Here is a 14,250-nt window from a genome sequence, read left to right as displayed (position 1 = left end):
TTTACCTGTTCCCCGCCGCGGAGGGGGCGAAGCAGATACTTTCAGAACAGCCGTTCGGGGCGTATCTGTTCGGGGCGCACGCGGCGCTGCTCCAGTTCTGCGGGCCAGGGCAGGTCGAACATCAGCGATTCCACCGCCCGCGCCATCGCCGGCGATGTCTGCAAGCCATAGCCACCCTGTCCGGCCAGCCAGAAGAATCCGGGCGTAGCGGGGGCGAAGCCTGCGGTGGGTACCTTGTCGCGCACGAAGCTGCGCAGCCCGGCCCAGCGGGTCGCCACCCGCCCGACGGTAAGCGTCGTGGCTTGCTCGACCCGCCATGCGGCCAGCGCGATATCGTAATCGTCGGGCTGGACGTCGCACGGATCGCACGGCGTCACGTCCATCGGCGACGCGAGCAGACGACCCGCGTCGGGCAGCATGTAGAAGCCGTCGTCGCTGACCGTCTTCAGGAACGGCCAGTCGGCGATAGCCAGCCCGTCCGGCGGGTCGAAGCCGATGATCGTGCGTCGCAGCGGCGTGAGACCTAGCGGGCGGACGCCGGCCATGCCCGCCACCGCATCCGCCCAGGCGCCCGCCGCATTCACGACGATGCGCGCCGAATAGGTGGCGCCGGGCGTGTCCACCGTCCAGCGACCGCCATCGAAGGCGAGGCCGGCCACCGGCGAATCGAACCGGATCGTGCCGCCGGCACGGCGAAACGCGCGCGCATTGGCCTGTAGCATCGCATCGGCGTCGAGCTTGCGTCCGCCGCTGTCGAGGAGAGCGGCCACGACGCCGTCGCCGCTGGTCTTCAGCACCGGCACGATCGCGGTGGCGGCCGCCGCATCGACCCGCTCGATCGTGTCGACGAAGCGATCCATTTCGGCGTGCAGGGCTTCAAGATCGGGCAAAGACGCGCGGTCGGCGATGAACAGCGCGGGCTTTTCCGTCCACAGCGGCCCATCGGCATAATCGGCAGGCGGGGCGGCGAAGAAGTCACTGCTGGCCGCGGTCATCCCCCGGACCGCGTCGTTGCCGATGCCGAAATGATAGAAGGTCGCGCTGCGTCCCGACGAATGATAGCCCAGCGCCGATTCCCCCTCCAGCACGACCGCGCTGGCGTGCCGCGCGATCCGTGCCGCCGCAGAGATGCCGGCGATCCCGCCGCCGATGATGATGACGTCCACACGCTCAGGCATTGCCGCATTCTCCCTTGGGCATCGCGTCGGACACCGATGGGTCAATATCGGTCGAAGACGTCGACACCGCCGCAAAGCGAACGTCCGGACGGTCCGCCGCCGCACACTTTGACAAGCTGGGCGCCGCCGGACCAGACTGGAGGCATCCACGCTATCACGCGCGGCCGATGGACCTGAAGCAGCTCGAAGACTTCGTCAGCCTGTGCGACACGCGCTGCTTCTCGCGATCAGCAGCGGTGCGCAATGTCATGCTCGGGCAATTGCCGACCAGCAGCGTGTCGCCGCCGATGATCGTCGTCGGGGTGGGCGCGTCGAACCCGGCCCTGTCGATCCGCGCTCCGGTGATGACGACGTCGGGGCTGGCCTCGGCGTCGTCCTCCTGCGCCGTCGCCGTCGCCACCTGGGCGGGCGCGGTAGAGGCGCATGCCATCGCGAAGGCGGCGGCGGCAAGGGGGGCGGGTGACGATCGGACTGTCGGCGCCGAACGACCGCTTTCCGGCGGGGTTCCGGTCCGTGGCGCGCGCCTCAGGTCAGATACGCATGCACGATCTCGACCAGTTCTTCGGCAGCGGCGCGCTGGGGGCTGTCCGCTGGCGATGCGGGATCGACCAGATGCTCGCGGATGTGGTCTTCGATCACCTCGGCGATGAACCCATCGAGCGCCCCGCGGCACGCCGTCGCCTGTTGCAGCACGCGCGCACACTCGCTGTCCTCTTCGACTGCCCGCTCGATCGCCTCGATCTGTCCGCGCATGCGCCTGAGGCGATTCAGCAGCTTCTTCTTCTCTTTTTCGACGTGGCTCATGCCTGCTCCGTATTACGGCTTGATCCTATACCCGGGATAGGTATGTGGCGTCCATCGGGCGCGGAGGTTCGCGACTCGATGACGGTGCGCGCGGCTGCGTGCCCACTGACAAGGACGACGATGAACACCCGATCTACCCCCATGTCCGGCGAGGGCGACAGTAGGAGCGTTGCTCCGCTGATCGGCATCGCCGGATATGAACCGGTCGCGGAGGGCGCGGCCACCGTCTGATACGGTGGCGACGATTTCCCGGACCGGAACAAACCGGAACCGAGGATGTCGTGACATGACCCTGGATATACCGCGTGTCGAGCGACACGCCGACCATCGTCGCGCCGAGCCGTTGAGCCGGCGCGTCCGCCTTGCCGCATGGCGCCCCGTGCTTGCCGGCGACGACAGGAAGCGGCGAACCGGGGCGGCTTCGCCAGCCGCCTGATCTGCCCCGCACCCGATCCGACCGACGCACGCGGAGTTCGTGCCATGAACATGCACAACCCGGCCATCACCGGCCCGGGCGGTGCGCGCGATATGCGCGCGACCGCCCATCTGGACGACGCCCACAAGGGCGATATCATCGGCGCCTTCGGCACCATTGCCGAAGCCGACACCGGCGCACGGCGCGGGTGGCGGCGGCGGCTCGTGACGCTGGCCGCGATCGTGGGACCCGGCCTGATCGTCATGGTCGGCGACAATGATGCGGGTGCGTTCGGCACCTATACGCAGGCCGGGCAGAATTACGGCACGTCGCTGCTCTGGACGTTGTTGCTGCTGGTACCGGTCCTGTATGTGAATCAGGAGATGGTGCTGCGGCTCGGCGCGGTGACGGGCGTCGGCCATGCCCGGCTGATCTTCCAGCGCTTCGGCACGTTCTGGGGTGCCTTCAGCGTCATCGACCTGTTCCTGCTCAATGCGCTGACGATCGTTACCGAGTTCATCGGCATCACGCTCGGCCTCGACTATCTCGGCGTTCCCCGCGTCGCGGGGGTGCTCGTCGCCGCGCCGCTGATCGTCGCGGCGGCCAGCACCGGCAGCTTCCGGCGGTTCGAGCGTTTCATGATGGTGCTGGTGTTCGGCTCGCTGCTGCTGATCCCGATCGCCGTCACCGTCCACCCGCCGGCAAGCAGGCTCGTCCACGATTTCGTCGTCCCCGGACTGCCGGCGCGCGGCCATCTGGCGGACGTGATGCTGCTCATCATCGCGATCGTCGGCACCACCGTGGCGCCCTGGCAGCTGTTTTTCCAGCAAAGCTACCTGATCGACAAGCGCATCGGTCCGCACTTCATGGCCTATAGCCGGGTCGACCTGTGGATCGGCATCGCGGTCGTCATCGTCGGCGCGGTGGCGATGATGGCGTTCACCGCCGCCGCGTTTGCCGGCACCGGGGGCATCGGCCAGTTTACCGATGCCGGGGCCGTCGCGCGCGGCATCGCGGCGCATTCGGGGCGCCTGATGGGTATCCTCTTCGCCATCGCGCTGATCGACGCGTCCATCATCGGTGCGGCGGCCGTCTCGCTCAGCACCGCTTATGCGATCGGCGATACCTTTGGCATCCGGCACTCGCTGCATCGTTCGCCCCGGGAGTCGATCGCCTTTTACCTCGTGTTCGCTGGCCTGATTGCGATCGCTGCGGCGCTGGTGCTGATCCCGGGCACGCCGCTGGGCCTGCTGACCAATGCGGTACAGTCGCTCGCCGGGGTCCTGCTACCCAGCGCGACCGTGTTCTTGCTGCTGCTCTGCAACGACGAAGCGGTGCTGGGGCCATGGCGCAACGGGCGCTGGCTCAACCTTTTCACCGGCGCGGTGATCACGGTGCTGGTCCTGCTGTCGGTGGTGCTGACGGCCTCCGTGCTGTTCCCCGATCTGAGCGCCGTCACGATGCTGTCGATCCTGGGGGGCGGATCGTCGGCGGCGCTGATCGGCTGGTTCGCGCTGCGCCTTTTCGTCGGCACTGGTGGGGAGGCCATCGATCGCACCCGCAAGGCCGAGTGGCGGATGCCGCCGCTCCACGCGCTTGCGCCGGCGATGCTGGGACGCGGTGAGCGGCTGTGGCTTGGCATCCTTCGGCTCTACCTCGTCGTGGCGGGCGGCCTCGTCCTCGTCCGCATCATCCATCTGGCACTGACGCAGCGGCTGTAACCGTCACCGTTCAAGGGGATAGTCCATGACCCGGCTTCTCGCGACGGCAGGCGCTTGTGCGCTCGCCGGCCTGACACTCCACGCCCCCGCCCGCGCCCAGTCCGTTCAGGGTAGCCCGCCCGCCGTGGTGGCGCCTGCGACCCCGGCCGACGGGATACCGGAGGGCGAGCGGATCGCGATCCGCGGGCAGGCGACGTTCGTCCTGCAAGGCACGCCGGGCTTCGCGTCCCCCTATGCCGGCGCGAACAGCCTGACGCCGCGACAGGCGAGGGAGACGGTCGACGTCACGCTCTTTGCCGGGGTGCGGCCATGGGCCGGGAGCGAATTGTGGGTAAGTCCGGAGATCGACCAGGGCTTCGGCCTGTCGAACACGCTGGGCGTCGCCGGCTTCCCGAGCGCGGAGGCGTACAAGGTCGGCCGTCGGCGTCCGTATCTGCGGCTCCAGCGGCTGTATCTCCGCCAGACCATCGCGCTGGGCGGCGCGGCTGCCGGATCGCGCGCGAGCGACCGCCTCGTGCTGACCGCGGGCAAGATCGGCGTCGGCGATGTGTTCGACACCAACAGCTATGCGCATGATCCGCGGGGCGATTTCCTCAATTGGTCGGCGGTCGATGCGGGCACGTTCGATTATGCCGCCGATGCCTGGGGCTATACCACCGGGATTGCCGCCGAAGCGTATCGCGGCGCATGGACGCTACGGCTCGGCGCGTTCAACCTTTCGAAGGTGCCGAACGGCGAAACGCTGGAGACGGCGTTCCGCCAATATCAGCTGGACGCGGAAATCGAGCACCGTCAGATGCTTGCGGGACGGCCCGGCGCGGTCCGGGTGACGCTGTTCCGGAACCGCGGGCGCTTCGGCCGCTTCGACGATGCGCTGGCGGCTGCCGCCCGGACCGGAGCTGGCGTCGATATGGCACTGGTCCGCCGTCGCCGCGCGCGGGCCGGGATCAGTATCAACGCCGAGCAGGCGCTGACCGACACCCTGGGTGTGTTCGGGCGGGCCGGGATCGCCGACGGTCAGGTCGAACCCTATGACTTTACCGACATTGATCGCACTGCCCAGCTCGGCCTCGCGCTGAACGGGGCAGGGTGGGGCCGGTTGAGCGACACGGCGGGCGCAGTGATCGTCGTCAACGGTATCAGCCGCGTGCATCAACGCTATCTCGACGCCGGCGGCCTCGGCGTTTTGGTCGGAGACGGGAGGCTGCCGCATCCCAGCCCGGAATATATCGGCGAGGCATATTACAAGCTGGTCGCGACCCGCGGGGTCGAGATTTCGCTAGATTGTCAGCATATTGCCAACCCCGGCTACAACCGCGACCGCGGCCCGGCCGATATATTCGCGGTGCGCCTGCACGGGGCGTTTTGACGGGCCGGGCGGCAGGTCCGCTGGTGGTCCCTGCTGGTGGCGGGGTTCCAACCGGGAAAGCACGTATTCCTGCGTCGTGGATCGATCGCTCCCGCACGTCGCATCGCGGCTTTCGGCCGGCCGTCCCGATGACACGGCCAACGCACGGTCATGAGAGGCGCGCAGGTGCGGCCGACAGGGGCAGGGGCCTGTGACCGGCTCTCATCACGGATGTCGGCTCACGCCAGCCGCCATCGTTCGAGCTGGGTCAGCACGTCACCAGCGATCTGCTCGACGGTGAAACCAGTCAGGTCGCGGGACCGGATATCATGATGCGTCTGCGCGGCGAGGAACCATGCCTTGCTGCGCCGTGCCTCCGACGCTTCCAGCGCGGTATAGGCAGCGAGCGGCCGCGCGCGCGGCTCGAGGCGATAGATAAAGGTGCGTCCTTCCTCCGCGTCGAGAAGTAAAGCCGCGCTGTCCTCGGTGATCTCGAGGCGGCTTTCCCCCCAGCCTTGTTGTTGCAGGCCTTCGTACACGGAGCGCAGCGCCGGTGCGCCGGTCCGTTCGATCTGCCGCACGATGTCCACCCTGCGCGCTGGCACGATAAGGCGCTTCAGTCGCTCGCCGATCGCCGGCGCTTCGTTGGACAGCGTCACCCCGGCCAGATCGGCGTTGGTCTGTCGCACCAGACCCAATGCCAGCATCAGCATGATGAAACAGAACGGCAGCGCCGCGATCAACGTCGCTGCCTGCAACGCCCCCAGGCCGCCGGTGAGCAGCAGGAGCGTCGCCGTCACGCCGAGCAGCACGCACCAGTAAATCCGCTGCCAGCGCGGCGTATCCTCCGCCCCGCCCGATGCAAGCGTATCGATAACCAGCGCGCCGGAATCCGCGGATGTGACGAAGAACACGGCGACCAGCATGATCGCCAGGGTTGAGGTGACGCCGGCTGCGGGCAGATATTCCAGGAACTTGAACAGCGCGGTCGACAGGTTCGCCTGCACCGCATCCGCGATGCCGCCGGCCGCCGGCCCAAGGTCGAGCGAAATCGCTGTGTTGCCGAACACCGTCATCCAAAGGAAGGTGAAGGCGGTCGGCACGAACAGCACGCCGGTCACGAATTCGCGAATCGTCCGCCCGCGCGAAATGCGCGCGATGAACATGCCGACGAACGGCGACCAGGCGATCCACCACGCCCAGTAGAACAGAGTCCAGTCGGCCATCCAAGCGCGCGGCTCGTAGGCATACAGCGTGAAGGTCCGCATGACGAAATGGTCGAGGTACAGGCCGAAATTCTGCACCAGCGCGCGCAGCAGGAACAGCGTCGGCCCCAACGCCAGCACGAACAGCATCAGCAGCACGGCGACCGTCAGGTTCAGTTCCGACAGGCGGCGGATGCCGCGATCGGCGCCGCTCAGCACGGACAGCGTCGCCGCCCCCATCACCAGCACGATCACGACGATCTTGGTCGTCGTACCGTCGGGCGCACCGTAGTTATAGGCAAGGCCCGCCGTCATTTGCGACACGCCGAACCCCAGCGACGTGGCGACGCCGAACACCGTGCCGCAGACAGCGAAGATGTCGATCGCATCGCCGATCGGCCCGTCGATCCGCTTGCCGAGCAACGGCGACAGCCCCGACCGCAGCGTCAACGGCAGATCCTTGCGATAGGTGAAATAGGCAAGGCTGAGGCCGACCAGCGCATAAATGGCCCAGGCATGGACGCCATAATGGTGGAAGGTGATCGCCATCGCCTCGCGCGCGGCATCGATCGTGCCGCTCTTTGCCTCGGGCGGCGAGATGTAATGCTGGATCGGTTCGGCGACCGCGAAATACATCAGGCCGATCCCCATGCCCGCCGCGAACAGCATCGCCAGCCACGACAGATAGGGAAAGTCCGGCTCGGCATCGTCCGGCCCCAGCTTGAGCTTGCCCGCCGGCCCGAAGCCGAGCACCAGCACGACGACCAGGAACACCGCGACCGCCGCGATGTAGAACCAGCCGAACGTGTCGATCGTCCACGCCTGCGCCGTCTTGAAAGCGTGATCGGCGCTGCCCGGCATCGCGATGGTGGTCAGCAGTAATGCGGCGATGATCGCCGAGGCCCCCCAGAAGACGCGGGGATTGATGTCATGTGTGGGCATGGCCGCGCGATAGCCGATATCGGCGGCGCTGGCGAATGCGGCGCCTCCCTTGTCCTGTCGGGCGGTGGCTGCAATAGCCGTCACCGGGTGCGCTTCCTTCCCGCCGTGGGGAGCGCAGGCAAGTTGCGCTGGTCGGGCCGCCAGTGCCGATGACCGGGACGGAGGGCAGCCATGACCGATTACGCGCGCCGTCCCGCGGCTGCCCTGTCCACCGCCACGGACCGGCACCACCGCGCGACCCTGCGCACGGGTACGGCATGATCCGGCGCGACCGCCGCGCGGCGCGTGGCAAAACCTCTGTCACCGGCGCCTTGCGGCGGCGCCGAGGTACGCCGGTCTGGCTCTCGCTCCTGTGGCGGGTCGGCCTGGTCCTTGCCCTGATCGGCATCGCACTTGCGGGTCACTGGTTCGACCGTGGCGGGCTGCGTGACAATATCGACGGCCACATCAGCTTCGCCGACGTCCTCTATTTCACGATGATCACGATCACGACGGTGGGTTACGGCGATATCGTGCCGGTGACGGAGCAGGCCCGGCTGTTCGATACGTTCGTCGTCACGCCGATCCGGCTGTTCGTGTGGCTGATCTTTCTGGGAACCGCCTATGACTTTCTTCTGCGACGGGTATGGGACGGATGGCGGATGCGCATGATCCAGCAACGCCTCCGCGGCCATACGATCGTCACCGGCTTCGGCACGTCGGGCAGCGAGGCGGTCGCCGAACTGATCCGGCGCGGTGCCGACCCCGCGACCATCGTCGTCATCGACGAACGCGCCGCTGCGGTCGAACTGGCCGAGCGGCTGGGCGTCAACGTCCTGCAGGGCGACGCCAGCCGCAATGCGACGCTGGATGCGGTGCAGGTCGCCCGCGCCAAGGCGGTGATCGTGTCGGCGGGGCGCGACGACACCTCGATCCTTATCGTGCTGACGGCGCGCGGCCTGGCGCCCGGCGTGCCGCTGAGCGTCGTGATCCGATCGGAGGACAACGAACCGCTCGCCCGACAGGCGGGGGCGACGACGGTCATCAACCCGGCAAGCTTCGCCGGACTGCTGCTCGCCGGCTCCACCCATGGTGAGCATCTGGCCGATTACATCGCCGATCTTGCCGCGCACGTCGGCCGCGTCGCGCTGCACGAACGCGATGTCACGCCGGCGGAGGTGGGCCAGCCGCTGTCCGCTCTCAACACCGGCCTCGGCGTCCGGCTGCATCGCCGCGGCGCCGCGATCGGCTTCTGGGAAGCCGGGGCACGGCGGCTGGAGACCGGCGACCGGATCGTCGAGATCGTCCCCACGGAGCGTTTGCCATGAATGTCGCCACGGGGGATCGCCCCGAACCCGCCGGACGCCTCAGCCGTATCGCGCTGTATCGATGGTGGCGGCTGTCGGTCGTCGGCCGTGTCGATCACGAGGCGGTGCTGGCGCGCGTCATCGAGGAAAGCGGATGGAGCCCGCGCTTCGCGTTCATGACGATGATGTCGGCGGGGATTGCGGTGCTCGGGCTGCTGCTGTCGTCGCCGGCGGTGGTGATCGGCGCGATGCTAATTTCGCCGCTGATGAACCCGATACTCGGCTTCGGGTTCAGCCTGGCGCTCTTTGACTTTCGCGAACTGCGGCGATCGCTGAAGGCGCTGCTGATCGGGGCGGTCGCGGCGATCGCCTTCACCGCGCTGCTGGTGCTCGTCTCGCCGTTGCAGGCGCCGACTGCGGAGATCGTCGCGCGGACGCGGCCCAATCTGTTCGACCTGGCGGTTGCGCTATTCGCGGCGCTGGCGGGGACCTTCGCGATCATCCGCGGGCGCGGCGACACAATCGTCGGCGTAGCCATCGCGACCGCGCTGATGCCGCCGCTTGCCGTGGTGGGATACGGCATCGCCACCCGCAACGCCCCGGTCGGCATGGGCGCCTTTGCGCTGTTCGCCACCAACTTCATCACCATCGCCCTGTCGGCCACGGTGATGGCGCGCTTCTACGGCTTCGGTCATCATCTGTCGCGACGGCAGAGCTGGGCGCAGACAGGCGTGCTGACCCTGGTGTTCGTCGTCATGGCCGTTCCGCTCGGCATTTCGCTCAACCGGATCGGACGGGAAGCGCTGGCCACCGCGCAGACGCGGTCGCTGCTGTCGGACCGGTTCGGTGCCGAAGCGCGCGTGACGCAGCTCGACATCGATTTCACCGCGCGGCCGATCGTCGTGCGTGCGGTCGTCATCACGCCGCGCCGTTCGATGCAGAAGACGAGCGCGATCCAGGCCGCACTGTCACGACAGCTGGCCCGGCCGGTGCGGCTGAACCTCGATCAGATCCTGCTCGGCGCGGGGGCCGACGCGCTCGCCGCCCAGCGCGAAGAGCTGCGCCAGGCCGGAGAAGCCACCAACACCGCCGCGCAACACGTCACCGACCTGGCCAATGCCATCGCGCTGATCACCGGCGTCGCGCCCGAGGCGGTGACGATCGACCGCGACCACCATCGCGCCATCGCCGCCGCCGCCGCGCTGCCCGGCGCGACCGTTGCGACCTATCGCGCGCTGGAGCGGCGCGCGGCGCAGCAGAGCGAGGATTGGGATGTGGCGATCGTCCCGCCGCAGGGGCCGTTGCCTGACATCGTGTTTGCCGACGGTTCCGACGCGCTCGATGCCGGCGCCGGCGACGCCATCGCGACCTCCGTTTGGGCGGCAAAGCGCTGGAACCTGTCGGCGCTGGCGGTGCCGGGCTTGCCCGAGGGCCAGTCGCCCGCCAACCCCGATCTCGGCGCCCGTCGTGCACTGGCGATCGCGGCCGCGCTGCGCCAGCAGGGCATCGCTGCAACGCCTGCGCCGGCCGCGGGCAGGCGCTTCGCGCTGACGGCCGCCGCGACGGCCGCACCATGATCGCCCGACGATCCAGGGAGTATTGATGGCAGAGATCGGACCGACCCAACTGGGGACGATGCTGATCGTCGCCTCGCTGGTGGCGATGGTGTCGCGGCGGATCGGCCTGCCCTATACCGCGGGCCTGGTGCTGGCGGGTATCGGCCTTGCCTATTTTCCGGTCGGTGCCGACCTGCCGCTGTCGCGCGAGCTCATCTTCAACTTCTTCCTGCCGCCGCTGATCTTCGAAGCGGCAATGCAGCTGCGCTGGTCGCGCTTTCGGACGGAGATGCCGATCACGATCGTGCTCGCCTTCCTGGGCGTGGCGATCAGCGCCGCCGTTGTCGCTGGCGGCATGCACCTGCTGCTCGGCTGGAGCGTGCTGGGTGCTGCCTTCTTCGGCGTGCTGATCGCCGCGACCGATCCAGTGTCGGTCATCGCGGCGTTCAAGGAGATGAGGGCCGAACCGCGACTGAGCATGGTCGTCGAATCCGAAAGCCTGCTCAACGACGGGGTCGCTGCGGTGGGTTTCGCGATCCTCGTCGGCGTTGCCAATGGCGAGGCACTGACCGCATCGGGCGCGGCGCTCGCCTTGCTGTGGACCGTGGCGGGCGGCCTCGCCATCGGCGCCGCGATCGGCTTCGTCGTGCTGACCGTCGCCGGCCGGACGACGGACCATCTGGTCGAGGTGACGCTGACCACCGTCGTCGCCTGGGGATCGTTCCTGCTTGCCGAGCATGTCCATGCCTCGGGTGTGTTCGCGGCGCTGGCGGCGGGGCTGATCGTCGGCAACCTCGGCCCGCGCGGATCGATCTCGGTCGCCGGCCGGCAGCATGTCCAGGATTTCTGGGCCTATGCCGCCTTTCTCGCCAATTCGTGCCTGTTCCTGCTGATCGGCAGCCATGAAGCGCACCAGCCGATCGCACTGGTGTCGGTACCGCTGGGCATCGCCATCGTGCTGACGCTGATCGGTCGCGCGGCGGCGGTGTATCCGCTGGCGTTGCCCTTTGCGCGGTCCCGGCGGCGATTGCCCGCCACCTATCAGCACGTGCTCGTCTGGGGTGGCTTGCGCGGGGCGGTCGGGCTGGCGCTGGCGCTGGCGGTTCCCGCCGGCGTCGCAGAACGCGGGCAGATCATCGTCGTCACCTTCGGCGTGGTTGCCTTCTCGATCTTCGCGCAGGGACTGACGATGCCGTGGCTGCTGCGCCGCTGGCGCCTGACCGGATCGCCCGACGCCGAGCATTGAGCAGCGCGGCGGGGAACCGCCCAGGGGCGCCGCGGCTTGAACGCAGCGGAAGGGGAATGCCATGACGCGATGGCAATGGCTGATCCGCCTGCTCACGCGCAGGATGTGGTTCAGGGCGGCGTTGGTGTGCGCCTTCGGTGGCGCGCTCGCGCTGGCGGGCGCCTTGCTGGGGCATACGATATCGTACGACTTCGCCGCGAAGATCGGTTCGCAGTCGGTCGACAATATCCTGACCATCCTGGCGTCGAGCATGCTGGCGGTCACGACCTTCTCGCTGACCGCGATGGTGTCCGCCTATTCGGGTGCGACCAGCACGATCACGCCGCGTGCCGTGCAACTGCTGATCGACGACAGCACCGCACAGAATACACTGGCGACGTTCCTCGGCAGCTTCCTGTTCGCGATCGTCGGCATCATCGCGCTGTCGACCGGGTTGTACGGCGAAACGGGGCGCGTGATCCTGTTCCTCGGCACGATCGTCGTCATCCTGTTCATCGTCTTCACCCTGCTGCGCTGGATCGAGCATATCGCGCGCTTCGGCCGCGTCTCGGATACGATCGACCGGGTCGAGCGGGCGGCGATGGCTGCGGTCGACACGCTCGCCATGCCGGTGGCTCTGGAGGTGCAAGCTGACCGTTCGGCCCTTCGCGGGATGGTCGCGATTTTTCCCGAAACGGTCGCCCGGGTTACCCATGTCGATATCGCGGTGCTGGGGCAGATCGCCGAGGCGGTAGATGCCGATATCCACATTCTCGCACTACCCGGAAAGCTGGTCGAGCCGGAACGCCCGCTGGCGCTTGTATCCCGTGCATGCGAGGATGACCGTATCGCCAGCATTAGGGAGGCGTTCACGCTATCCCATCACCGGGTCTTCGATCATGATCCGCGGTTCGGCCTGATCGTGCTTTCCGAAATCGCGTCGCGCGCGCTGTCGCCGGCGGTCAACGATCCAGGGACCGCGATCGCGGTAATCGAGGCCGGCGCCCGCGTGCTGCGGCGGATCGTCGATCATCAGGCTGACGTGGCGGCGCTGCCTCACCGGGTGCACGTGCCGCCCGTCCATCTGGCCGATCTGCTCGACGATTGGTGCCGCCCGATCGGGCGCGACGGTGCCGCCCTCGTCGAGGTGGGCATAAGGCTGCAAAAGGCCCTAGGCTCACTGGCTATACATGCCGAAGGCGCGCGTACCCTCATCCGACGCGCGGCGCAGGATGCGGCGGAACGCGCGAAGACGGCACTGACGAGCGAAGCAGACCAGGCGGCCATCGAACGAACATATGCCTCCTATTTCAGCCAAAGGTAAGGATGCCGCCCGTTCGAGCGGTCCCCGCCCGATCGCAGTCTATGCAGGATTTCTACGGTCGTGCGATGATCTTCCCTCGGTTCAGCGGACACCCATGATAGGCTCTGCGGAGCCAGGAGGTGTATGACGGCGAGGACGACGAAGCGTCGTTTCACGGACGAGTTCAAGCACGACGCGGTGGCCCTGTGAGAAACCAGCGGCCGGCTGCAGACCGAGGTGGCAGCCGAGTTGGGAATCATGCCGACAATGCCGCGTCGCTGGCAGCTCAAATGGCAGGAGATCGGCACTCTGCCGGCAAGCCCGGCGGCAAAGCCGCAAGTATCGACGATGGCCTAGCCGGCGGATCAGGCGTCTGAAATTGCGCGGCTGCGGCGTGAGCTGGACCGGGCACGGATCGAGCGCGACATCCTGGGGTCGGGATCCATCGATATGAGCGTTGCGATCTGATTCAGGCTCGGCAAAGGGATTAGCATGAGCGAGCCGTTTTGGCTGACGGACGAGCAGATGGTCCGCCTGCGTCCGTTCTTTCCCAAGAGCCATGGCAAGCTTCGGGTCGATGACCGCCGAGTGCTGAGCGCCATCGTGTTCGTCAACCGCAACGGGCTGCGTTGGCGGGATGCGCCCAAGGACTATGGTCCGCACAAGACGCTGTACAACCGGCGGAAGCGCTGGGGCGAAGCGGGCGTGTTCACGCGGATGATGGAAGGGCTGGCTGCGGTGGATGCCGAACCCAGGACCGTGATGATCGACGCGACTTACCTCAAGGCGCACCGCACGGCATCGAGCCTGCGGGTAAAAAAGGGGATCTCGGGCGCCTGATCGGCCGCGCCAAAGGCGGCATGAACACCAAGCTCCATGCCGTCGCCGACGCGAACGGCCGTCCATTAAGCTTCTTCATGACCGCAGGCCAGGTAAGGCGATAAGCGCCGCTACCGGCGTCGCAGCCGCATCGAGATCATGTTCGGCTGCCTAAAGGATTGGCGCCGGGTCGCCACACGTGTCAATCGGCGTCCAAAAAGGACCCCCTATCGGCGTCCAAAAGGGACCCCGTTTGTCGAGCGGTGTGACGGGTATGGCGGGCGTGCCGTTCGCGCTGGTTGCGGCGTAGGGCGGGCGTAGCCCGACCGGAGGCGCAACCAGCGCGAAGCATCTTCTGCCGGTGGTCCCGCGCGTCAGCTGCGGTGCTTGAATCGCCAGCTGTCGTTGCCGGTCTCGACGATGTCGCAGTGGTGGGTAATGCGGTCGA

The 14,250-nt window shown here is 67.6% G+C and carries 11 protein-coding genes and 2 pseudogenes; 8 read left to right on the top strand and 5 right to left on the bottom strand.

The window, feature by feature from the left end:
- Window positions 1-41: 41 nt before the first annotated feature.
- The 3 genes from COA17_RS16385 to COA17_RS16375 form a co-directional block, all read right to left on the bottom strand.
- The gene (locus COA17_RS16385) at window positions 42-1,178 is read right to left on the bottom strand and encodes an NAD(P)/FAD-dependent oxidoreductase (RefSeq protein ID WP_096613841.1); all 1,137 of its coding nucleotides are present in this window, start codon (window positions 1,176-1,178) and stop codon (window positions 42-44) included.
- Between the two features lie 154 nt (window positions 1,179-1,332).
- A complete protein-coding gene (locus tag COA17_RS16380; protein ID WP_141397120.1) occupies window positions 1,333-1,578 on the bottom strand; it encodes a hypothetical protein in 246 nt (81 codons plus the stop codon).
- 125 nt (window positions 1,579-1,703) lie between these two features.
- Window positions 1,704-1,982 carry a metal/formaldehyde-sensitive transcriptional repressor gene (locus COA17_RS16375; RefSeq protein ID WP_096613837.1) on the bottom strand — a complete coding sequence of 93 codons (279 nt, stop codon included), beginning with the start codon at window positions 1,980-1,982 and terminating at the stop codon, window positions 1,704-1,706.
- Between the two features lie 480 nt (window positions 1,983-2,462).
- On the opposite strand from COA17_RS16375, the gene COA17_RS16370 reads away from it, so the two are divergent.
- Both COA17_RS16370 and COA17_RS16365 read left to right on the top strand, forming a co-directional pair.
- Complete coding sequence (locus COA17_RS16370; protein ID WP_096613835.1) at window positions 2,463-4,118, top strand: NRAMP family divalent metal transporter; 1,656 nt, start codon at window positions 2,463-2,465, stop codon at window positions 4,116-4,118.
- A 25-nt stretch (window positions 4,119-4,143) separates the two neighbouring features.
- A complete protein-coding gene (locus COA17_RS16365; RefSeq protein WP_096613833.1) occupies window positions 4,144-5,487 on the top strand; it encodes a carbohydrate porin in 1,344 nt (447 codons plus the stop codon).
- A 218-nt stretch (window positions 5,488-5,705) separates the two neighbouring features.
- Here COA17_RS16365 and COA17_RS16360 read toward each other — a convergent pair whose 3' ends face one another.
- Window positions 5,706-7,697, bottom strand: a complete 1,992-nt coding sequence (locus COA17_RS16360) for a BCCT family transporter (protein WP_331710180.1) — start codon at window positions 7,695-7,697, stop codon at window positions 5,706-5,708.
- A gap of 173 nt (window positions 7,698-7,870) precedes the next feature.
- Here COA17_RS16360 and COA17_RS16355 point away from each other — a divergent pair, with 173 nt between their 5' ends.
- The 6 genes and pseudogenes from COA17_RS16355 (at window position 7,871) to COA17_RS16335 (ending at window position 14,123) form a co-directional block, all read left to right on the top strand.
- Window positions 7,871-8,920: a potassium channel family protein gene (locus COA17_RS16355; RefSeq protein ID WP_096613831.1), complete on the top strand. Its 1,050-nt coding sequence runs from the start codon at window positions 7,871-7,873 to the stop codon at window positions 8,918-8,920.
- A complete protein-coding gene (locus tag COA17_RS16350; RefSeq protein WP_096613829.1) occupies window positions 8,917-10,476 on the top strand; it encodes a DUF389 domain-containing protein in 1,560 nt (519 codons plus the stop codon). Before COA17_RS16355 ends, COA17_RS16350 begins: the two co-directional genes overlap by 4 nt.
- Window positions 10,477-10,501: 25 nt before the next feature.
- Window positions 10,502-11,701 (top strand): cation:proton antiporter, encoded by a 1,200-nt coding sequence (locus COA17_RS16345; protein WP_096613827.1) that lies wholly within the window; start codon window positions 10,502-10,504, stop codon window positions 11,699-11,701.
- Between the two features lie 61 nt (window positions 11,702-11,762).
- A complete protein-coding gene (locus COA17_RS16340; protein ID WP_342746898.1) occupies window positions 11,763-13,004 on the top strand; it encodes a DUF2254 domain-containing protein in 1,242 nt (413 codons plus the stop codon).
- 123 nt (window positions 13,005-13,127) lie between these two features.
- Window positions 13,128-13,266 (top strand): annotated as a pseudogene (locus COA17_RS20160) (transposase); the annotation flags it as partial.
- Window positions 13,267-13,475: 209 nt separating this feature from the next.
- Window positions 13,476-14,123: pseudogene (locus COA17_RS16335) on the top strand (IS5 family transposase).
- 53 nt (window positions 14,124-14,176) lie between these two features.
- Here the strand turns inward: COA17_RS16335 and COA17_RS20185 are convergent.
- On the bottom strand, window positions 14,177-14,250 hold a 74-nt coding region (locus tag COA17_RS20185), incomplete at its 5' end, for an ATP-binding protein (RefSeq protein WP_217991017.1).

Origin of the sequence: Sphingomonas ginsenosidimutans (genome assembly GCF_002374835.1) — a bacterium.
Lineage (GTDB): Bacteria > Pseudomonadota > Alphaproteobacteria > Sphingomonadales > Sphingomonadaceae > Sphingomonas > Sphingomonas ginsenosidimutans.
The sequence above is the reverse complement of the archived record's forward strand: the minus strand, read 5'-3'. Positions and strand labels throughout refer to the sequence as shown.